The sequence below is a fragment of the Myxococcales bacterium genome (assembly GCA_012517325.1).
Lineage (GTDB): Bacteria > Lernaellota > Lernaellaia > Lernaellales > Lernaellaceae > JAAYVF01.
Window position 1 is genome coordinate 52494 of sequence record JAAYVF010000087.1, and the last position, 21678, is coordinate 74171.

The 21678-nt window shown below is 65.7% G+C and carries 20 protein-coding genes; 13 read left to right on the top strand and 7 right to left on the bottom strand.

The window, feature by feature from the left end; all coding sequences use genetic code 11:
* Positions 1-138 precede the first annotated feature (138 nt).
* The 7 genes from rplS (at position 139) to GX444_15630 (ending at position 8948) form a co-directional block, all read left to right on the top strand.
* Positions 139-486 carry a 50S ribosomal protein L19 gene (rplS, locus tag GX444_15600; protein NLH50004.1) on the top strand — a complete coding sequence of 116 codons (348 nt, stop codon included), beginning with the start codon at positions 139-141 and terminating at the stop codon, positions 484-486.
* 119 nt (positions 487-605) lie between these two features.
* Entirely contained in the window at positions 606-1610 is a 1005-nt protein-coding gene (locus GX444_15605) for a nuclear transport factor 2 family protein (protein NLH50005.1), read from the top strand.
* A gap of 75 nt (positions 1611-1685) precedes the next feature.
* Positions 1686-3029 (top strand): hypothetical protein, encoded by a 1344-nt coding sequence (locus GX444_15610; GenBank protein NLH50006.1) that lies wholly within the window; start codon positions 1686-1688, stop codon positions 3027-3029.
* A gap of 166 nt (positions 3030-3195) precedes the next feature.
* Positions 3196-4677 carry a hypothetical protein gene (locus GX444_15615; protein ID NLH50007.1) on the top strand — a complete coding sequence of 494 codons (1482 nt, stop codon included), beginning with the start codon at positions 3196-3198 and terminating at the stop codon, positions 4675-4677.
* 77 nt (positions 4678-4754) lie between these two features.
* Positions 4755-6614 (top strand): protein-arginine deiminase, encoded by a 1860-nt coding sequence (locus GX444_15620; protein ID NLH50008.1) that lies wholly within the window; start codon positions 4755-4757, stop codon positions 6612-6614.
* Positions 6611-7555 (top strand): hypothetical protein, encoded by a 945-nt coding sequence (locus GX444_15625; protein ID NLH50009.1) that lies wholly within the window; start codon positions 6611-6613, stop codon positions 7553-7555. Before GX444_15620 ends, GX444_15625 begins: the two co-directional genes overlap by 4 nt.
* 91 nt (positions 7556-7646) lie before the next feature.
* Positions 7647-8948, top strand: a complete 1302-nt coding sequence (locus GX444_15630; GenBank protein NLH50010.1) for an NAD(P)/FAD-dependent oxidoreductase — start codon at positions 7647-7649, stop codon at positions 8946-8948.
* A 135-nt stretch (positions 8949-9083) separates the two neighbouring features.
* On the opposite strand, the gene GX444_15635 is transcribed toward GX444_15630, so the two are convergent.
* The 5 genes from GX444_15635 to GX444_15655 all read right to left on the bottom strand — a co-directional run bounded on the left by GX444_15635 (position 9084) and on the right by GX444_15655 (position 15217).
* On the bottom strand, positions 9084-10505 hold the full coding sequence (locus tag GX444_15635; protein ID NLH50011.1) for a protein kinase: 1422 nt from the start codon (positions 10503-10505) through the stop codon (positions 9084-9086).
* A 68-nt stretch (positions 10506-10573) separates the two neighbouring features.
* On the bottom strand, positions 10574-11164 hold the full coding sequence (locus tag GX444_15640; protein ID NLH50012.1) for a hypothetical protein: 591 nt from the start codon (positions 11162-11164) through the stop codon (positions 10574-10576).
* A 47-nt stretch (positions 11165-11211) separates the two neighbouring features.
* Complete coding sequence (locus tag GX444_15645; GenBank protein NLH50013.1) at positions 11212-12429, bottom strand: anaerobic glycerol-3-phosphate dehydrogenase subunit C; 1218 nt, start codon at positions 12427-12429, stop codon at positions 11212-11214.
* Positions 12426-13661 carry an anaerobic glycerol-3-phosphate dehydrogenase subunit B gene (gene glpB, locus GX444_15650; protein ID NLH50014.1) on the bottom strand — a complete coding sequence of 412 codons (1236 nt, stop codon included), beginning with the start codon at positions 13659-13661 and terminating at the stop codon, positions 12426-12428. The genes GX444_15645 and glpB overlap by 4 nt, the downstream gene beginning before the upstream one ends.
* A complete protein-coding gene (locus tag GX444_15655) occupies positions 13658-15217 on the bottom strand; it encodes an FAD-dependent oxidoreductase (GenBank protein ID NLH50015.1) in 1560 nt (519 codons plus the stop codon). The genes glpB and GX444_15655 overlap by 4 nt, the downstream gene beginning before the upstream one ends.
* Before the next feature lie 174 nt (positions 15218-15391).
* Here GX444_15655 and GX444_15660 point away from each other — a divergent pair, with 174 nt between their 5' ends.
* The gene (locus GX444_15660) at positions 15392-17101 is read left to right on the top strand and encodes an alkaline phosphatase family protein (GenBank protein ID NLH50016.1); all 1710 of its coding nucleotides are present in this window, start codon (positions 15392-15394) and stop codon (positions 17099-17101) included.
* Positions 17102-17118: 17 nt separating this feature from the next.
* On the opposite strand, the gene GX444_15665 is transcribed toward GX444_15660, so the two are convergent.
* Both GX444_15665 and GX444_15670 read right to left on the bottom strand, forming a co-directional pair.
* A complete protein-coding gene (locus GX444_15665; protein NLH50017.1) occupies positions 17119-17634 on the bottom strand; it encodes an NUDIX hydrolase in 516 nt (171 codons plus the stop codon).
* A complete protein-coding gene (locus tag GX444_15670; protein NLH50018.1) occupies positions 17631-18359 on the bottom strand; it encodes a hypothetical protein in 729 nt (242 codons plus the stop codon). The genes GX444_15665 and GX444_15670 overlap by 4 nt, the downstream gene beginning before the upstream one ends.
* A gap of 209 nt (positions 18360-18568) precedes the next feature.
* On the opposite strand from GX444_15670, the gene GX444_15675 reads away from it, so the two are divergent.
* From GX444_15675 to GX444_15695, 5 genes are read left to right on the top strand one after another with little or no spacing between them, the layout of a single operon-like run.
* Positions 18569-18940 carry an NADH-quinone oxidoreductase subunit A gene (locus GX444_15675; protein NLH50019.1) on the top strand — a complete coding sequence of 124 codons (372 nt, stop codon included), beginning with the start codon at positions 18569-18571 and terminating at the stop codon, positions 18938-18940.
* Positions 18931-19413 carry an NADH-quinone oxidoreductase subunit B gene (locus GX444_15680; protein NLH50020.1) on the top strand — a complete coding sequence of 161 codons (483 nt, stop codon included), beginning with the start codon at positions 18931-18933 and terminating at the stop codon, positions 19411-19413. Before GX444_15675 ends, GX444_15680 begins: the two co-directional genes overlap by 10 nt.
* 3 nt (positions 19414-19416) lie before the next feature.
* Complete coding sequence (locus GX444_15685) at positions 19417-19887, top strand: NADH-quinone oxidoreductase subunit C (protein ID NLH50021.1); 471 nt, start codon at positions 19417-19419, stop codon at positions 19885-19887.
* 20 nt (positions 19888-19907) lie between these two features.
* Complete coding sequence (gene nuoD / locus GX444_15690) at positions 19908-21068, top strand: NADH dehydrogenase (quinone) subunit D (protein NLH50022.1); 1161 nt, start codon at positions 19908-19910, stop codon at positions 21066-21068.
* Between the two features lie 39 nt (positions 21069-21107).
* On the top strand, positions 21108-21656 hold the full coding sequence (locus tag GX444_15695) for a hypothetical protein (GenBank protein NLH50023.1): 549 nt from the start codon (positions 21108-21110) through the stop codon (positions 21654-21656).
* Positions 21657-21678 lie beyond the last annotated feature (22 nt).

Genomic DNA, 21678 nt, shown 5'->3' on the forward strand with positions numbered 1-21678 from the left:
GTTCGGGCTCTCAGTTCACCTTTTTCAAACCCGGTTTTCAGCCCGATTCGGGGCGGTAAAAAACACGCTTGACAAACCGGCCGGTTTCAAGGATATTTACGCCCTCTTTTTGATCGATGAATGGTCAGGAGTGAAATCATGGACGTCATTACGTCATTCGAAAAAGGCCAGAAAAAGGCAGAGATTCCCGAATTCGCCATCGGCGACACCGTTCGCGTCAGCCTTCGCATCAAGGAAGGCGACAAAGAGCGTTTGCAGCCTTTCGAGGGCGTCGTCATCGCCAAGCGCAACGCCGCGGCCCGTTCCAGCTTCACCGTCCGCAAGGTGAGCTACGGCATCGGCGTGGAGCGCCTCATTCCGCTGTGCAGCCCGGCGCTCGACAGCCTGAAGGTCATCCGCAAGGGCGACGTCCGCCGCGCCAAGCTGTATTACCTGCGCGAACTGCGCGGCAAAGCGGCCCGCATCAAGGAAAAGACCGACTGGTAGGCCGCCGTTCCGGCCGTGTCCGTCCGGTTTTTTCTCCCGGTCCCCCCAGGGGGCTTTAGTCGTTCGTCCCTCTCGTGTTATATAATAGGTAAAATTGTGTCTTAATCGAGGACTCGGCCATGCGCAATATCCGCATCCCGCTGATTTTTTCCCTGCTGACAGCCTTGTTCGCCGGCCTGTATCTCCTGCTGCCGTCCTGCAGCGTCGAAGACAGCACCCCCAAAAACGACGTCGAAAAACTGGCGTTGGCCGAGCAAATGGTCGACCGCTACCTGGCGGGTTGGACCGCTCGCGACGTCGACGCGCTGCTCGAGTTGTACGGCGAAGGCGCCACCATCATTCTTCCCGGCCGCGGCTCGTTTTCGCCGACCGATTTCCGCGCCTACCTCGAAAACCTGTTCGCCGCGCTGGATACGCTCGACACCAAGGAAACCGGCCGCGAGGTCCTGCTGACCAGCAGCAATTCCGCCACCGCCAAGTTCCGGCACTGGCTGCTGACCGTCGACAAAAGCGGCGCGGTGTTCGCCGAAAAAACCTGGGTCAAGCTGCAGATGTCGTATTCGTATTCCAAGAACTGGCGGATCGTCTACCAGAACGGCGAGGACCAGATCGTGCTCAACGATCAGCTCGGCACGATGTTCAGCCTATGGGTCAACGCCTGGCGGTCGCGGAGCGTCGACGGCATTCTCGTCGTGTACGCTCCGCAGGCGACGATCGTCGAGGCCGACGGCGAAACCCTGACGCTCGACGATTACCGCGCCAGGCTCGCCGAGTTGTTCGCCGGCCTGCAATCCGCCCAGGTCAATTACTACGATTACACGCTGAAAAACATGGACTGGGAAACCGCGCGCCTCGCGTTCCGCCTGAGCAATTTCTACACCGATCTCGAAGGCGGCACCGCCACGGTTTCCACCGACTACACCTGGGATCTGAGCATCAAGGACGACGACACGGGGTGGCTGGTGACCGCGCAGACGGCCGCCAACGAATCGTCGACCGATGACGACGATGACGACGACGACGACAACGACGACAACGATACCACGCCCGGCGACGACGACGATGATGACGACGACGATAACGACGACAACGACGACAACGACACCTCGCCGGATACGGTTTAGCGCGCCTTGGCGGCCGCCATTGCGGCCGGACGCGCCGGCTTTTATAGTTTTCTTCTAACCCGCATCGAGGTTGCCATGTCTGGGTCGGCCGAATGGAAAAAAATGCTGGTGCTGTTGTTCGCGCTTTGCCTGGGGTTGACCCTGGCGGGTTGCGACTGCGGCGACGATGACGACGACAACGACGACAACAATCCCGTCGATGACGACGATACCTCGCCCGGCGACGACGACAACGACGACGCCTCGCCCGACGACGATGACGACGACAACGACGACAACGACGACGACGACACCACGCCGTCGCCCGCGGAACCCTACTGCACCGAGGGCAAGGATTTGCTGCAGGCGGCCGCCGGCGGCCTCGCCGCGCAAAAATTCCGCGCCGGCCTGGACCTCGACGACGGCGCGGTGAACTGCCGCTACGGCCTGCTGCTGGCCGACACCCTGACCCAGTTCGACACGATCTCCGTTGCCGTCTCGTACATCGAGTCGTTCATCGAAGGGTATCAACCGCCCGCCAAAGACGATTGGCCCCAAACCGGCCAGGGCTTCCTCGACGAAGTGCTCAGCCGCATCCTCGACGGGCTGCTGTTCGAGGCCTCCGACGAGGCCATCGAGCAGGCGGAATGGCTGCGCGAAAACGAGCCGGACGTCGTGTATCCGGTCGATACCCTGCCGATCATCCTCAATTTCTCCCAGGTCGCCGACGCGGCGGGCGATTACGACCTGCCCGACGCCGTGGCCGCCGAGGGCTTCGCGGGCATGTTGCCGGGCCTCGCGGCGCACCTCACCGCGCTGAATCTCGATTTCGACATCGGCCTGATTTTCGAGGTGGTCAACCTCGATTTCGGCATGCCGATCGAGGATTTGCTGGGCGTCCTGGTCGACGACCTGCTGCGGCTGTTCAACAACCCGCTGTATCCCGACTTCTTCACCCTCAAGGACGACGCCGCGCCGTTCAAGGCGGCGGGGTTGAAGACCGGCCTCGGCTTCCGCCATACCGAAGAAACCCTTAAGCTGATCCTGGCCGAGGAGGGCGATCAGAGCAACGAGGTGTTGGGCTACGACGACCAGAACGGCAATCAGCAATGGGACGAGGGCGAAGGGCTGATCGCGCCGCCCAACGGCGTGCTGACCGACGAGGAAAACGTCCAAGCCTTGGCGATCGCGCAACTGGCCGGCCATCTGGCCGACAGCTTCCTCGATTACACCGACTACGACAACAACCCCGCGGAGTCGCAACCGTTCCGGCTGGCGTATCTGAACGACGTGCTCACGGCGTTCGGGCTGCCGGCCCTGATTCCCGATCTGGACGCGCTGGTCATCGACTTCGGCGCCGCCTATCGCGACGCGAACCCGACCTCGCTGCGCAACACGATCCGCACGATTCTGTTGTTGCTGGATTCGTTCCTGCCCTGAGAGGCAAACGCCGGCGAACCGACAACGCGACAAGCATTTGAAGCGACGGCGGTCGTTCGCGCCGGTGTTTTTCGGCGACACAATCCCATAAGTCCATGAAACATCTTTGGATTGTACAATAATAAAAAATATTGTATTATTTCTCGTCGGCGCACAGGAGTCTTCGATGAAGATGAACTCCCCGTGGGCAATGGTTTTCTTCCTTTCCTGTCTTTTTTTCTGCGGCTTGTCCTGCGACCAAAACTCGAATGATGATGACTCGTCCGACGACGATCAGACAAGTGACGACGATAATGACAACAACGACGATAACGACAATATTGCCGATGATGATGACGATGACGATGACGATGATAACGACGATGATGATGACAACGATGATGACGACGACGATGACGATGACGATGATAACGACGACGATGATAACGACGACGATGACGACGATGACGATGATAATGACGACAACGATAACGATAACGATAATGACAGCGCCTTCACCTGCGACGAATTGGTCAGCGATCAATTCAATTTCGGATTTACCGGCGCCGAATTGTTTTTCGATTCCGGCGGGAGATTGCGGTTGGCGTACAGCCGCAGCCGGATGGGAGACGATTGCACGAGCGAAGGCATCTTTTATGCATTGAAGGATTACGGTTTCTGGACCATCTACCAGATCGGCGCGACGGATTACTGCGACTACGACAACGAATACCACTACTACCGCTGGGAATATCTGGAGACGGGCGATTCCTACGATTTCGCCTGGGGAGCGGACGACCGGTTCCAAACGGCTTACCAACAAAAAACCCAGGTGGCCTATCGAATTTTGTACGATCCTTATTATTGCAATTCCACGGGCGCGCTCAGATATTCATCCGGCCTGGGGACGTCCCTCGAACTGGATTACGAAGCCGGCTCCTACGGCGGAACGTCGTCCTGCGAATCGTCCAATGCGTCCGGGGTCGCCATGGCGCTGGATTCGTCCGGCGCGGCGCACATCATCGCCCAGAACATCGACACGCAGTTCGTCGATCCGCCCTCGCTGCGGCATTACACGATCAAGGGCGACGAGCCCTGCGAGGAAATCGTGGCCGAGCTGCCCTGCCAATACGACGCGATCCAACGAAGCTTTTTGTTCGCCGACAGCGGAGATCGCCTGCGCGCGGCCGCGATCTGTTCCGATTCGTCCGATCTGCTGCTCTATGACGGCGACGAAACCGGCTGGACCGCCGGGACGCTGCCCGCGGTTCTATTCGGCGGCACGCCGCAAATCCGGCTGCTCTTGGGCCACGACGACCGGCTGCGTCTCGTCTACGCGGATGCCGACGATCTGTGGCTGTTGACCGAAACGGCCGGCGGCTGGGACGAGGAAATCATTCCCACCGCCAGCGGCGCCGAAAACCTCGAAGCCTTCCTGCTCGACGACGCCGACCACGCTTTCGTCGTTTACGCCGAAACGGCCGACAGCGGCGCGGCGATCCTCGCCACGAACCGCGGCGGCACCTGGACCGGGACGCCGCTCGCCGCCGATTTGGAGGTGCTGGCCATTGGCTTGGACGAAAGCGACGTGCTGCACCTGATTTACCGGCGCGGCGATCCGTGGATGCAACTCTTGCGCCACGCCTGCTACCCGCTCGGCGTGGATTGAGCCGGCCCCCGCTCCTTCTCTTTTGCCGCGACCTTTTCTAGAATGAACCTCATTCCACCCGGTATCAGGAGAAGCGCATGAAAACGAAGTTCCTCGGGCCGCGAACCATCGGCTTCCTCCTCGTTTTGTGTTTCTTGTGCGCCGCCTGCGGCGGCGACGACGATGACGACGACGCCAGTGGCGGGGCGGACGACGATGCCGACGACGACGCGGGCGACGACGACGATGCCGCGCCGATCGTCGATCTGCGGGCGGACGTGAACCGCGACGGAACGGTGGATTTGGACGATCCGGCCGAGGACGAGAACGAGGATACGTGGGACGCCGCGCACGGCGCGATCTTTCTGGCCAACCTCGACGACGACACGCGGCGCTGCCCGACCCAGGCCGCGTTGAGCGACGCCGAGCTGGCCGCCTGCAACGACGCGACCGACGAGGTCGTCAACGGCGAGGACGACCTGCTCGATCTGGCCCCGCTGCGCGTGGCCGCCTGGCCGGACGCGCCGGACGACGCCGTCGCCACGCTCGCCGCCGATCCGGCCGCGGTCGTGCGCCTCTTCGTCCAGGACGGCCAGAGCTGGCGGGCGGTCGCGTTCGGCGATACGCAATTCGTCGCCGCCGACCTGCGCGCGGGCCTCATCCTGGCGTTGGAAGGCCTGGACATCGTGCGCGATCCGGACGTCTGGGACGGTTTCGTCGACCTGACCCTGCGCGTCCGGTCCGGCGGGAAGGAAGTCGGCGCCGATACGGTGCGCCTGCGGGTCGCGCCGATCATGACCTTCCATCACCTGTTGCCCGAGGAAAGCGTTTACGCGCTGCGGATCCCGAGCCAGCAGGCATCGCTGGACTTCTTCGCCGACCTGCAACCGGCGGTCGATGAGATCGGCGTGCCGCTGGACGACATGGCCGAACAACTCGACATCAACGCGATCGACCAGTGGACGCAGGACTTCATGGAATTCGGTTACATGAGCAGCCCGGCGGCCGGCGGCGCCCAGCACGTGATTCGCGTGGCCTACCGCGCGGCGAACCTCGAGGGGCTGCTGCCGAAGTATCCGTTGCGCAAGGCGGGCCGGGTGGTGTTCACCAAGTTTCGCGGCCCCGATTTCGCGGGCATCCAGGAATACGATCCGAATCACAACCTGTCCGCCGACAGCCTGAATTCCTTCGGCAACTGGGAAACGATCCCGCCGCACGAGTACGCCGGCGCGACCTATCCCCTCGGCCGCTTAATGGTCGGGGCCGTCGACGGTTTCGCGCCCGATCCGGCCTTCCTGGGCATGGTCGAGGCGCAGGGCTGGCAGCCCGCGGTGCATCTGGATACCTCGTGGCTGGCCGTGGGGCACGTCGACGAAACGCTCTCCTTCGCCAAGGCCGACAACGAGCGCGGTTGGATTCTGCTGATCAACGATGCGGCCATGGCCAGGCAGATGCTCGAGGACGAAAGCGCGGCCGGGCACGGCGATACGCCGCTCTTCGCCGGCATGAAGACGATGTACGGCCTGTCCGCCGAACGGACGATCGACGAGGTGTTGGCCGATACCGAGGTGATGAGCGAAAGCGCCGTATCCGCCGTCGAGGTGCAGGGCCAACTGCAAACCTTGCGCGACGAGATCGGCGTCGCCGACGAGCAACTCGTCTGGATTCCCTACCTGCACGAGCGCGTCCTGGGCAAGTCGCTGGCCTACAACCCGGGCACGGTCAACTCGCTTTACCTCGCCGACGATCTGTACGCCGCGCCCGAAACGCACGGCCCGGTGATCGACGGCGTCGATATCTTTAAAGAGCAATTCGAGGCCGCGCTGGCCGATTGGGGCATCGGCGTCGCCTGGATCGAGGATTGGGACCTGTATCACATCCTCTGGGGCGAGGTGCATTGCGGCACCAACTCGCAACGCGCCGTCCCCGACGTGAAATGGTGGGAGGTGGAACCATGAACCGCCGTCGCTGGTTGATCGGACTGCTGGTGTTGTGGCTCGTCGCCGCCGGAAGCGCGAGCGCCGACGCCGCCGCGGGCATGCTCGTCTCCGGTTCGCAATTGGCGGCCGCGACGGCGCAATCCCTGCAAGCGCGGATCGCCCAGGCCCGCGCGGCCGATCCGGATTCGTTCGTCGCGGTGCGGCGGGTGATCGAGGACGCGCCCCGCTTCGCCGAACAAGCGCGCCATCGGCGGGCGCTGATCACCCCGGCACTGCGGGCGATCGGCCCGCGGGCGCTCTGGCCGCTGGTGGAATACATCGCCTTCGCGTCGCCGGACCGCGCCGCTTTCACCGATCAGCAATGGCTGGACGTGCGCTGCGGCGTTTTGGAGGCGGCGGGGATGATCCGCGACGCGCAAGCCCTGCCGGCGTTTGACGCCGTGCTGGCTGACCCGGCGCAACCGCCGATCGTGACGCGGTTCGCGGCCGAGGCGGTGGGCCGGATCGGCGACGACGACGCGGTGCGCGCGTTGCAAACCCGCCTCGCCGCCGCGGGCGGCGAACGGCGCTCGGCGATCCTGGCCGGTATGGGCCAATGCCGGCGGGCGGCCGTCGCCCGGTTGCTGGCGGCGGAATTGCGGGCGAGCGCGCCTGGCGAGACGCGCTCGGCGTTGATCGAGGCGCTGCGCGATGTCGGCAACTCCTGGGCCTGGAATACGCCGGCGATCGCGGCGAGCGGTGAAGGCGAAACCGTCCGCCGAGTCGCGGCCGAGGCGCTGGTGGGACAATTCACCCGCCTGACCGCGCCGGAACAGGAAGCGGCGACCAAGGCGTTACTGGTGATCGATCACCCGGCGACGCCGGCCCTGGTCGCGGGCGTCCGGGCGGTCGGTCCGGAAGACCGGGCCGCCCTCGACCGGCTGCTCGCGCGCCTCCAGGACAACCCGCTCCATCACTGACCGGCCGACCGGCCCGCCGGCCCGGCTTCCGTCGCGCCGCGACCCGGGTTAAAAGGGTTGTCGCGAAACCGTCAACCAATCGGGAGATCCCATGCCCAATTCTCGCGCGGACGTGATCGTGGCGGGCGGCGGCCCGTTGGGCGCTTACGCGGCGTGGCAATTCGCCGCGCGCGGCCTGGAAGTGCTGGTGCTGGAAAACCGAAGCGAAAAGCAGGACCCCTCGGACGTGGGTGTGTTTCACTTCGAGCGCATCGCCTTCGATCGCACGGGCGTGCCGCTGCCGCCGCCGAAAAAGGTGGTCTGCACGTATCCCGGCGTGACGCTCCACGCGCCCGATCCACGCTTCAATCTCCAAGTCGACGACGTGGAGACCTGGGCGATGGACCTGTCGCCGTTCATCCGCGATCTGCGCGCCATGGCCGTCATCGCCGGCGCGGAGTTCCAATACGGCGCGCTGGTGACCGACGTCGTCCGCGAGGGCGGCCGGATCGCCGGCGTGCGGGCCCGCGTCGGCAAGACCGAACGCGAATTCCGCGCCCCCGTCGTCGTGGACGCCACCGGCCTGGCCCGCGCCGTGCGCCGCCACGCGCCGGACCTGAACGAACCGGGCGCCGACCGTTGCTTCAGCGTGTACATGGAATACTGGGAACAGGCCGATCCGCCGCTGCCCGACGGCATTCATTCGTACATGGGCGCCAACGCCTGGACCGCCCGCTATCCCGGTTACTGGGTCGTCGGCATGGGCAAGCCGGTGCCTATGGAAGCGCTCAAAATCCTGCACGCCGACTGGGTCCGCGCGCACCACCCCGGCGCCCGCCGGATTCGCCGCGTCGTCGCCGGCGCGATCCCTTACGCGTTTCCCCCCGCGACCCTGGTCGATGACGGCCTGCTGGTGCTCGGCGACGCCGCCGCGACCAACAAGCCGTTCAACGGCGAAGGCATCGCCTCGGGCATGGTGCTGGCCCGCCTCGCCGCCGAGGTGCTCCCCGCCGCGGTCAAGGCCGGCGGAACCCGGGCGGCCTTGTGGGAGATCAACCGCCGCTACTTCGGCGAACAAGGAGCCAAGTTCGCCTTCCTGCAGGCGATGGGCTTTTCGCTGCTCACGCTGAACGAGGCCGAACTGAACACCGCCGTCGAAATCGGGCTGGTCACCGCCCGCGACCTGCAACAGACTTTCTACCATTACGAGGTGAAGAAGCCGCTGGCGGAGTGGCTGCTGCCGGTGACCCGCCTGCTCCGGCGGACCGCGATGGCCCGCAAATATGGAGCGGCGATCTACCGGGCGGTGCGGGTCGGCAACCTCTTTCAGCACTACCCGTCGCCCGAACGCTTCGCCGCCTGGCGCGACGGTTACCGGCGGCTCGTCGTGCCGCTGCAAAACGAAAAATCCTAGAAACACGACCGCGAATCACTCGGCGGATACCCCGTTTCGCCGACGTGCCACACTTTCAGCCGAGGAACGAGACGGGAGGTGTGCCGATTTTTTCCGGGGGGCGGGTTCACGGCCGCGCTTGCTTCAGCCCGCGGGTCACGCCTGCGTCGCGTCGGGGTCTTCGAGCGCCAGCCCGCGCAGCAGCCAAACGGCGTCGGCCGCCGAGACGACGCCCTGCTCGAGCCGCTCGGCGACCAGCAGCAGATTCTGCCGCACGGATTGGCAAACGTTCTCGGCCCGCAACAAGCGCGAACTGGTCAGTTCGATGCGTTCGGAGATGTCGGTCAGAATCGCCTGCATCAGGTCGGGATTTTTCGTCAGGAAGATCGTCAACTCGTCGGCGCCGATCCGCAGAACCTCGCAAGCCGTGATCGCCCGCAGCGTAGCGGAACGCAGCGTGCCCTTGATGATGGCCATTTCGCCCAACACCTTGCGCGGCTCGGCGATCACCGCCAGCCGGCGGCCGCCGCGCAAAACCTCGACGCGGCCGTCGATCAGCCAGTAGACGGCGTCGGCCACGTCGTCCTCGTAAAACAGCACCCGCCCGGCCTTCAGGTGCAGAATCCGCCGGCGATCCTCGGGCAACTGCAAAGCGGGAAAACTTTTTTTCAGCGCGCGGCCGCGGCGAACCTTGTTGTTGGCGCGCGCCCGGAAAACAGCCGTTTGCAGCGGCGACGGTTTTTCGCCGCGCACCCAGTCCAGATCGGCCTGCGTTTCGGCCAGATCCTGGTAGCGCGCCGCCGGGTCCTTCGCCGCCATGCGCTCGATCAGCCGGGCCAGCCGCTTTTGCGTTTCGCCGGTCCAATGAGCGGGAAATTTCACCCGGTCGGTCAGTTGCCGGGTCAGCACGACGGGGATGCTGTTGCCCTTGAATGGCGGTTCGCCGACGAGCAGAAAATACAGCGTCAGGCCGAGGCTGTAGATGTCGGCCCGCCGGTCCACCTGGCCGCGACCGTCGATCTGTTCGGGCGCCAGATAGTGCGGGGTGCCCAGCACGCCGCCGGCCAGGGTGATCGTCGGATCGTGATGGGTCTTGGCCAGGCCGAAATCGCTCAGCTTGGCCCGGCCGTCGCTCGTCAGCAGAATGTTCGACGGCTTGATGTCGCGGTGGACGTAGCCTTGCTCGTGCATGTACCGCAACGCGTCGGCGATCTGGGAAAAAACGGCCAGCGCCTCGTCCACCGGCAGCGGGCCGTCGAGGTGCACCTTCTGGTCGGCGGAGAGGCCGTCGACGTATTCCATGATCAGGTAAGGTCGGCCATGGATCTGGCCCGTCTTGTAGGCTGCCACCAGGTTCGGATGTTGGAGCGACAGCGCGGTGCGGCATTCGCGCTCGAACCGCTCGGCGTAATCGCAGCCCGGGCCCTGGCAGGCCGCTTCGTTGAGCACCTTCACCGCCACGGGCCGCTTCGGCCGCGCCTGCCGCGCCCAGTACACCTCGGCCATCCCGCCGCTGCCGATGGGGCGGATGTCCGACAGGCCGGGAATCTCCCGCACCGACGGTTGAAACGGTCGCATGAGTCGGTCCCTTCCTGCTTTTTAGGGTGATTGTCCGAACGTCATTTTACGCGTTTTGTCGGAAAAACTCACGCCGTCGGTGGATCGGGAAGCGAGTCGCCGGCCGCCGGCGGTTTCGCCTTTTGCCGGTTCGCCAGGCGGTACCAGATCGCCTCGGCGAGCAGCACCAGGGCGCAGACGGCGAGCAGCGGCACGCCGTACTGGCGCACCAGGCGCACGGCGTCGTCGGGCAAAATCAGCAGCGGCAAGGCCTGGGTGCCGCCGAGAAGCACGGCCACGACGAGCAATCCGCGCCGCCAGGCGGCTTTGCGCCGCCCGAAGATCAGGTAGGAAAACGCACCAATGCCCATCAGCCCGAGCATCAACGCCAGCCATTTCTGCGCGATGTGGATCAATTGCAGTTCGGTGCGGATGGAAACCGCCTCGGGCAGGTCGCCGAATTCGGCCTGGAGCAAGCGCTCGCGGGTGGCGGGAAAGCCGGCGATCAGGCGCCGGCGCGCGTCGCGCTGGCCGATGTGCTCCAGATCGTTGGCCCGGATGCCGCGATAGCCGGCCAGTTCCAAATCGAGCAGCCGGTCGTAGCCATAGCCGGCCCCGGCGGCCAGCAGCAACACCGCCAGAATCCGCAACAACATTTTGGCGCCAGCCGGAACTTTCACGCGACTCCCCCGGTGATTCGCCGGAAATGGTAGCCGAATCCGGCGGGTCAGGCCAGCGCCTCGGCCAGGATTTCCACCGGATGGCGGGCCGCGACGCCGGTCAGGGCGGTGATTTGCATCCGGCAGCCCTCGCATTCGGAAAGCACGAGTTCGGGCTTCCACTCGGCGACCCGCTCGGCCACGCCGCGGCCGATTTCGCGGGCCAGACCGCCGGTCTTCTGCTTGAAACCGTACGTTCCCGCCAGGCCGCAACAGCCGGCGTCCAGCACCCGCACCGAAAACTCGGGAATCTTGCCCAGCACCCGCACGGCGTTGGCGCCGCCGCCCAGGGCGGTCAGGTGGCAGGCCTCGTGATAGGCGGTCCGGCGCGGCAGCGGCTTGAGCGGCAGCGACAACTCGCCGGCGTCGTCCAGCCGCCGCAGGTACGAGAACAGATCGACCACCTTCGCCGACACGTCGCGGCAATCCAGCCCCAGCATCTCGCTCATTTCGTGCGACAGGGCCAGGGCGCAGCTCGGCGAGCCCACCACGATCGCCTCGCAACCGGCGGCGAGCGCCGCCCGCAACGACTCGACGTTGGTCCGGGCCAGCTTTTGCGCGGCGGCCAGATCGCCCGCGCCCAGCAGCGCCGCGCCGCAGCAGTTCTGCCGCGGGATTTCGACGGCGACGCCGGCGGCGGCCAGCACCTTGAGCACCGCCAGTCCGACGTCGGGATCGTTGCTGTCGGTGAAACAGCCGTAAAAGTAGGCCACCCGATGCCGCCCGGTTTCCGGCTTACGCCCGCGCACCAGGCGGGTGAACCGCCGGCGGGCGAACGACGGCAGCGGCGCGCGGCGATCGATGCCCAGCAGCTTTTCCATGAACCAGCGGACGATCCGCAAGCGCAGCGCCCAATTGGCGAGCGGCCGAAAGGCCACGCCCAGCGGCAGGAACAGGTAGGAATGGGTCATCAAGGTCGTGGTCAGGTCGCGGCCCCGCGCCGCCGCGTAGCGCTGCTTGGCGTATTGGTTGATTTCGGCGATCGGCACGTCGGCCGGGCAGGCCACCTGACAGCGGTAACAGCCGGTGCACAGGTTGATCCACGACCCTTCGACGGGCTCGCCGCGGCCGCGGAAGCGCTGCGCGTCCGGCCCGGCCTGCTTGGGCCCCGGAAAGGCGTCGGTCACCTGGACGACCGGGCAGGCCGCCACGCAGATGGTGCACTTGATGCACGGTTCGTAGAGGCCGTCGGGCCGCAGGGGTTCGATCAACGGTTGCCGGCTCATGACACATCTCCCGCCGCGTAACGGCCGGCCAGGTCGCCGGTCGCCACCGCCACGCCGCCGCCGGACCGCTCGCGGTAGGGATCGAAGCCCGCCAGAATGTCGCCGCCGGCAAACAGGTTGTCGAAAAGGGGCCGCTCGCCGGATAGGGGCCGCAGCCGTTCGTCCGTGGCTACGCCGGTCGCCAGTGCCGGATGGCCGCCCGGCGAGAGGAACGCGGCGTCGAAGTAAGGCCGGCCGCTCGCGCCGACCACCGGCAGGGCGAATACCGGCTCGCGCAAACCTTCGCGATCGCCGACCAACCCGCCGGACACCAGGTGGCCGGTCGCCAGGACGAAGGCGTCGGCCGTTTCGATCTGCTCGAACGGGCCGGTTTTGACTCGCAGGCCCGTCAGGCGGCCATTTTCGACAACCGGGCCGACGACCCGCGCCGCCTGCGCGACCCGCACCCCGGCGTCCAGCACCCGCCGGCGCAGGGCGGTAAACAGCCGCAGGCCGGGCAGGCTGGGCGGCTGGCCGGGCGCTTCGCACAATTCGCCGCCGAACCGTTCCTCGATACCGCGCTTGACGGCCAGCGTGTTTTCCGGCCCGAGCACCGCGGGAATCAACACGGTTTGGCCGGGCGCCCGCTCGCGCAAAAAGTCGCCCAGCGCCACCGCGTAGTCCGGCCGCGCCAGGGCGTGGCTCAGGCCGATCGCGTCGCGCCGAGCCGCCGGGCCCGCGAAATCGAGCGCCGCCACCGCGCGGCCCAGGCGCCGCCCGAGCTCGCCCGCCGTCAGCGCCGCCGAAAAATTGCCGAAGCCGCTCAGATTGCACACCGCCGCGATGCGCTTCGGCGCGGCCGCCATCGTCGCCGGAACCAGCGCCGTCGGCCGCAGCGTGCCGAACGCGGTGACGACCCGGCGCTGCGTCTCGCCGTCCCCGAGCAGTTCCACGCCCGCCGCGGCCAGTTCCTGCCGGAAGAACGCCAGCGCGCGCCGGAGGCGATCCACACCGACCAGCGCGTACGGGTGCCGCGGATTTTCGGCCGCCAGTTTCGCCACCGCCGCCAACGGGTTTTCGACCGGTTCCGCCGCGCCGGCCGGATACGCCAGCACGTCCAGGCAGCCGCTGAACAGGTGATGCACCCCCTGGCCGCCGACGATCAGCGTCACGTTCGCGCCGGCCCGCGCCGCCGCCAACGCCGCCGTCAATCCGGCCAGGCCGCCGCCGATGACCGCCACGCGCCGGCTCATGACGACACCTCGCGATCCAAACCCATCAGCGTGGCGTAGAGGGCGTAGTTGAGCGCTTCCTCGCGCAATTGGTCGCCCCACAAAATGGGCGCGATCCCCGCGAAGCGCTGCTCGAGAAAACGCTTGAGCACCGGAACCGCCTGACCGGGAGCCACCAGTCCGGCTTCCTGCAAAACGGCCAGGCCGCGGAAGGCGCACATCCCGCCCTGACACGGGCCCATGCCCAACCGGGTGCGATGCTGGATGTCGGCCAGATCGGGCCGGCCGGCCAGTTCCGGCAGGATCGCTTCGATCGTCGAACGCTGGACCATCTCGCATTCGCAGATCATCTCGCCCGGCGGCAGGCCCTCGACGCGCGCCAGCCGCTCGTAACGGCGGTAAAAATCCGTCGCGCCGGGGCGCAGCGGCGTGGTCGCCGTGCGGCATTCGCGGTCGACGCCCAGGATCGCTGCGACGCGGTCGGCGGTCTTTTCGGCCATCAGGCGATAGGTCGTCAGTTTGCCGCCGACGATGCTCACCAGGCCGGGCCGGTCGTCGCGTTTGGCGTGGTCGAGCACGAAGAAGCCCCGGCTGATGGCGCGGCCGTCGCCGCCGGCGCTGGTTTCCTGATAGAGCGGCCGGACGCCCGCATAGACGCGCAGCGCCCGGGCGTCGGTAAAGCCGGGCACCATGTCCTCGCCTTCACGGAACATCAGGGCGAGCTCGCGCTCCTCGATGCGTAACCCGTCCGCCGACGGCACGCCGATGCTCGTGGTGCCGATGATGCTCGTCGGGCCGTTGGGAATCAGCAGATCGCCGTCGGCCGGCTTGCGGCAGCGGTTGATGACGCGGTCGCAGAACCGGCGGTTGGTGATGATCAGGCTGCCCTTGGACAGCGTCAGGCGCACCTCGACACCCGCCAGGGCCGCCAGCGCCATGGTCCAGCCGCCCGCCGCCAGCACCGTCACCGCCGCCCGCGCCTCGTGCTCGCCCGCGTCGTCGGCGTAGCGCACGCCGACGATCCGGCGGCCGTTTTCCAGAAAGCCGGTCACCCGGCAGTGGGTCCGCACCACCGCGCCGTCGCGCTGGGCCGCCCGCGCGTTTTCCTGCGAGAGGAAGAACGGGTCGACGCTGGCGTCGGGGACGCCGAGCACGCGGGTCAGGCGCGGATTCAGAAAAGGTTCGAGCGCCAGGGCATCGGCGACCGCCAGCGGCGCGCATTCGATGCCGGCCGCCTCGCAGCCGCGCCGCAGGTCGTCGTAATAGGCCGGGTCGTCGCCCGGTAATTCGATCGACAACCCGCCGGTCGGTTCGGTGCAATGGGGCGCGATGCGCTGGACGATGCGGTTTTCCTCGATGCACTCGCGGGCCGCGACCGGGTCGTTGACGGCGTAGCGGACGCCGCTGTGCAGCAGGCCGTGACAGCGGCCCGTCGCGCCGTGGGCCAGATCCTGTTGTTCGAGCAGCAAAACGCCGATGCCGCGCTGCGCCAAATCGCGCGCCAGGCCGCAGCCGGTGACGCCGCCGCCGATCACGATCGTCTCGTAGGAACGGGGAGAAGAAGTCGAGTTCAGCATGAGTGTACGATCCGTGTTTTTCTTCATCATCGCCGTTGTTTTATCGGCAATGGCTTGAACTGTCCAGCGCCGAAGGAATCGAAAAAATGCTTTTTTGTTTGAATGGGCGCTTTTCACGCGGATATTTCGTGTTTATACTCGATCTCGTGGGTGGAGGAGGCCGAAGGGGTTTTGATGCGCTTCGGCTCTTTAGTTCGCCTGATCTACGTCCGGCCGGCGCGTTATCGCGTCTGGATCTTGATTCTTACAATCTTTTTCGTCCTGGCGCTCATCCCGTTTCTCCGCAGCATTTATCATTCGCCCGGCTCCGCCTACAGCGATCTGGACGCGGCGGCGGTGACGCTGATCAAGAATCCGCCGGCCGTCGACCTGCTGACCGGCGAGCGGTTGACGAGCGCCAAAGGGGCGCGCGACGTCCGCAACGACCAGTACAAATTTCGGGTCGAGCACCCCGGCTACCAGACGCACTACGAATGGTCCGACCAACCACCCCTGCCGGCCGATGCGCTGCTCCTGGCGCCCGACAATCCTGAAGCCTATCGCCGGCTCGCCTGGAAAAACCCGGCGGGGCCGAAACTGATCGTCTTGCAATTCGACGGTATGACGCCGGCGCTGGTCGAACGTTACCGCGCCGAACATTCCATGCCGGCCCTGGAAACGATGCTCGAACGCGGTACGGGCGGCCGTCTGACCAGTTGCTGCGAATTGCGCTCGCCGCCCATCTGGACGACCATCAATTCCGGCCTGCCGCCGGCGGAACACGGCATCGAAGGATTTCTGAAGTCGGATCCGCGAACCGGCGATTTGCTCGATTATCAACCGGCCGATGTGCACGCCCCGCGCCTCTGGGACATCACGCGCCGGCACGGCTTGTGGACGGCGCTGCTGGGCGTTTTCCTGATCGATCCGCAGGAAAACCTGCTCGGCCCGCAAAAACTGGCGAGCGGCCGGCGCCTAGTCGCCCAATGGCGCGCCGAAAAGTCGCCGGCGGTCGTGGTCCTTTACCTCACCGACGCCGACTACACGGCCCACCGTCATTTTCTGGAAGCCGAGCCGGAACATTTTCGCCGGCAAGGCTGGCATTTCACCGACGAAGCGGTCGCTTTTTACCGCGAGGCTTTGCCGCAGGCCTACCGGACGCTGGACGCCTGGATCGGTCTGGCCCTGACGCTCGCCGGGCCGGATACGGCGATTCTCCTGCTTTCCGATCACGGGCTCCGCCCCGTCGCCGGCCCTCCCTTGCCGATCGCCAACGCCGAGAAACTGGCCGCCATTCTGAATAAAAACCTGCCGGGATTCACGGCCTGCGATACGCGCGTCGACGAGACGCTGCAGTTGTGCGCCCGGCCCGGAACGGACCTGCGATCGGCCAAGGAACTCCTGGAAAACGCCAAACTGGACAGCGGCGAACCGCTTTTCGCCGGCGTTTCGATTCACGACCTGACCGCGGCCGGCGCCGGCGAACCGCCGGCCCGCGTGCTCGAGGCGGTCGTCGCGCCCGCCCTGTTATCGCCCGATCGCCGCCCGACCGACCGCTGGAACATCGGCAACCGCCACCCGCATCTGTCCCGCCTGTTCGATTTCGACGCGACCAACTCCGGCGAGCACGATCCGGAAGGCGTGTACTATCTGGCCGGCGCCGGGATCCGCGTCGGTTCACCGGCGAAGGATCCTTCCGTTTTCGACGCGATGCCGACCATGCTGACCCTGCTGGGGCTGCCCGCCGCGCTGGATATGCCGGGTCGCGCCTGGACCGAGTGCCTCGACGGCCCAAAGCTGTTGCCGCGGATCGCCAGTTACGGCCGCTCCAACAGCACCGCCGCCGCGCAAATCCCCTCCGCGGCCACGATCAACCACTTGAAAAGCCTCAATTATATTCAATAGTCGTCGCTGAACCGGGATTATCTGTCCGGCTTCCGGAACGGCGCCGCCGACCAGACGGCCGAGGGCAACTTGCCTTGTTCGCGGGCGGCGAACGCCGCCAGGGCCAGCGAGCGCTGGTAGGGTTTGAGATCGGGCAGGTCGGCGGCGGTAAAGGCGGCCATTTCGTCGACCTCGGCGCTGGGCCGGAACGCGCCGCCGGCGAATCGCGCCAGGTAGACGACCTCGAAATTCGGCCAGACCGGCCCGGCCAGCGAGGCCAACGGGGCCAGAACTTCCAGATCCAGGGCGGCTTCCTCGCGAATCTCGCGCCGCAGGGCTTCTTCCGGTTCCTCGTAGCGGCGAATCCAGCCGCCGGGGAACGACCAGTGATAGCGCCGGCGGTAGGTGTGGTGGAAAAGCACCAGCCGGCCGCGGTCGTCGAAGATGACCGCCACGGCGCCGATCAAAAAACGCGGATTGAGCAGCGACAACAGAACGGTTTGCAATCGGGGCCAGCGCGCCAGGAATTTCCAGATGCGCAGCATCAGGCTCACGACAGTTTCTGCCTCTGGATTGGGGCGATCACCTGGTTGAGTTCTTCGACGAACGATTGGGCGTCCTCGACGTTCGACAGGATCACCTGCACCTGATCGGCGGCCTCGCTGGAATCCGACAGGCCGGCGCCGACCTCGGCCAGCAGTTCGATGGCGTTTTCGATGGCCCCGAGGCGGTGGTCGATGAGGCGGCGTTTTTCGACTAGTTCCAGGTAATTTTCCTGGCGCTTTTTCAACACTTCGATATTGCGGTCCAGAATGGCGCGTTCCGCTTCCTGGGCGGCCGCCTTCTGGGCGTTGGCTTTGAGGATCTCGGCGTTGAAGTCGATCCGCCGACCCAGGACGTTGCTGTCGATCCGCCGGCCGGCCAGGAGCAGTTCAAGAAAGGATTTCAAGAGGCTTTTGACTTGCGTGGCGCTGGCCGACATCGCGCCAATGCGGTGGCTGTTGGCTTGCAGATCCTCCTCGACGCGCCGCGCCGTTTCCCAAAGCCGCAGGTAGCGCTGCCGCTCCTTCGCGGGCAGCCGCCGCAACTGAAAAGCGGGCAGGCGGGAACGGTCGAGAATGCCGCGCACCGTCAGGTAGGCCGCTTCCCCGCCCAGCACGAACCAGCCCAGGTTGTAGTCGCCCGGCACCGTCGCGACCGCCGTCAATCCGGCGAACAGGTACAGCAGGTTGAAGCGATTCACCCAGGGATGCAGCAAAAAGCTTTTTATCCACTTCAAAGCGGTGGCTCCTTCCGACCGAGGATGGCTGATTCTAGCGGAATCGGCGGCGAATCGCTATCGGCCGGCGGGCGGCGGGCGGCGGAGGTTTCAAACGGCGCAATTGTTGGACTTTTCTCGTTTTTAATCCGCATTTTCGGTTGGTTGACAGGTTGATGAAGGATGCTAAGATCGGCGCAAATTCCACGTTCGGACGGTAAGGAACGCTCATGCCCACCGATTTTCTTCCCGTTTTTTTCTACCTGGTGATTGTCGTGCTCATCGGCGCCGGAGGCATCGTCGGCCTGTCGCGGCTGATCGGTCCGCGCAAGGATACGGCGGAAAAACTCAGCCCGTACGAATGCGGCGTGCCGCTGATCGGCGACACCCATGAAAAGTTCCCGATGAAGTACTACATCATCGGTATGTTGTTCATCCTGTTCGACGTGGAAGTCATTTTTCTTTACCCGTGGGCGGTGATTTACAAGGAAATGAGCGCCGGCTTCGGCTTGTTCGCCCTGGGCGAGATGGCGGCCTTCGTGCTGATTCTGCTCATCGGCTACCTCTACCTGTGGCGCAAGGGGGCGCTGGAATGGGAATAGAGCAACATATCCCGGACGGGTTTCTGACGACCACCGTCGATAAGCTGGTCAACTGGTCGCGGACGTACTCGACCTGGCCGGTGACGTTCGGCCTGGCCTGCTGCGCGCTGGAAATGATGGGCGCGGCGATGGCGCACTACGACATCAGCCGGTTCGGCATGGAAATCTTCCGGGCCAGCCCGCGCCAGGCGGATTTGATGATCGTCGCCGGGACGCTGACGAAAAAGATGGCGCCGGTCATGCGCAAGGTCTACGACCAGATGACCGAACCCAAATGGGTGCTGGCGATGGGCTCCTGCGCCTGTTCGGGCGGCATTTTCCGCAGTTACGCCGTGGTGCAGGGCGTCGATCAAATCGTCCCGGTCGACGTTTTCGTGCCCGGTTGTCCGCCGCGTCCCGAGGCGCTGCTCTACGGGATTCAGGAACTGCTGAAAAAGAAGGTTCAAACCGACTCATTTAAAAAACGGGCCTGACGGATGACGGATCAAAAGGCACTACTGGATCGATTGACGGCGATGTTTCCCGACCTGGCGTGGCAAACGGACCGGGGCGGGCTGCCGACCGTCGCCGTATCCCGCGAACAATACGTGGCGACGGTGCGCCGGCTGCGCGAGGATCCGGCGCTGCGCTTCACCATCCTCTCGCACCTGACCGGCGTGCATTACCCGGACGACGCCGAGCCGTTCGAGGTGGTCGTGCGCCTGACCAGCCTGACCCTGCCGGGCCAGGCGGCGATCAAGGTGCGCGCGGCGGGCGAGCCGCCGGCCCTGCCCAGCCTGGCCGCTTTCTGGCAGGCCGCGAACTGGCACGAACGCGAAACCCACGACATGTTCGGCATCCGGTTCGAAGGCCACCCGAACCTGGCCCCCCTGCTGCTGCCGGAGGACGCGGACTACCATCCGCTGCGCAAGGACTTTCCGGTCGAGGGCACGGAGGAACCGGCATGACCCCGGCCCAGTCGCGCTACATGACCCTGAACATGGGACCGCAACACCCCTCGACCCACGGGGTGCTGCGCATCATCCTGGAACTCGACGGCGAACGCGTGGTCTCGGCCACGCCGGTGATCGGCTACCTGCACCGCGGCATCGAAAAACTGGCCGAGGGCATGACCTATCACCAGATCATCCCGCTGACCGACCGCCTCGATTACACCGCCTGCATGAGCTGCAACCTCGGCTACGTCTGGGCCGTCGAGCGGCTGCTGGGCATCGAGCAGGACATTCCGGCGCGGGCGCGGGCGATCCGCATCGCGGTCGCCGAGTTGTCGCGCATCGGCGGCCACCTGATCTGGATCGGCAGCCACGCGGCCGACATCGGCGCGCTGACCGTGTTCCTCTATTCGTTCATCGACCGCGAATTCATATACGAGCTGTTCGAGGCGATCAGCGGCCAGCGGATGACCGTCAGCTACCCGCGGATCGGCGGCGTGAGCGCCGACCTGCCGGCCGGCTGGGTCGAAAAGTGCCGCGAGTTCTGCCGGATTTTCCCGCGCAAGGTCGACGAATACGAAACCCTGCTGACCAACAACCGGATCTGGAATTCCCGCACCCGCGGCATCGGGGTGTTGTCGGCCGCCGACATCCTGGAATGGGGCGTGACGGGCCCGATGGCCCGCGGCAGCGGCGTGGCCTACGACCTGCGCAAGGTGTTGCCGTACGGCGGTTACGAAGAATACGACTTTGAAGTGCCGCTGGGCCAGGCCGGCGACACCTACGACCGCTACCTGGTGCGCATCCGCGAGATGCGCCAGAGCGTCCGGCTGATCGAGCAGGCGCTCGACCGCCTGACCGACGGCCCGGTGATGGCCGACGTGCCGGCCGTGGCGCCGCCGCCCCGGGTGGACGTCAACACCCGCATCGAAGCCTTGATTCATCACTTCCATCTGGTGGTGGAAGGGTTCTCGCCGCCGCGCGGTGAAGTGTACTTCGCCTCCGAGGCGCCGAAGGGCGAACTTGGTTTTTACTTGGTATCCGACGGCGGCCCCAAGCCGTACCGGTGCGCGATCCGGGTGCCCAGTTTCAGCAACTTGCAGAGCATCGTGAAAATGGCCCCGGGCCGGTTCCTGGCCGACATGGTGGCGCTGATCGGGACGATCGACATTTGCCTGGCCGACATCGACAAATAAACCGTCGGCCCGGCATTCAAAACAGTGTGGGTTGCCCAAATGGACCAGATCAGTCACCACATTATGGACCTGGCGGAGAACAGCACGGCGGCGGGCGCGGGGTTGGTGGAAATCCGGATCGTCGAGGATCTGCCGGCGGACCGGTTGACGGTGGAAATCGCCGATGACGGCCGGTCGGCGGCGCGGCCGCAGCCGGCGCGCGGGAACGACGCGTTCCAGACGGACCAGGAAAGCGGCCTCGGGCTGACCCTGTTCGCGCGGGCCTGCGAGGAATCGGCGGGGCGCGTCGAGATCGAGGGCGCGGCCGAGCAAGGCTCGCGGTTGCGCGGCTGGATGCAATACAGCCATCCGAACCGCAAGCCGCTGGGCGACCTGGGCGAGACCCTGATCACGCTGTTGATGGGTTCGCCCGGGGTTTCCTGGGTGCTGTGCCATGAAAAGATCCGGTCCGACGGGCGGCGCGACGAACTGCGGCTCGATACCCGGGCGATCCAGGCGGAAGTCGGCAACATGCCGCTGGCCCACCCGGAGGTGATTCGGCGGATTCGGGTTTGCCTGCGGCAGCAGCAAACCAAGTTGAAGGATTAATGCGGCGGGGGCGCGCCCCGCG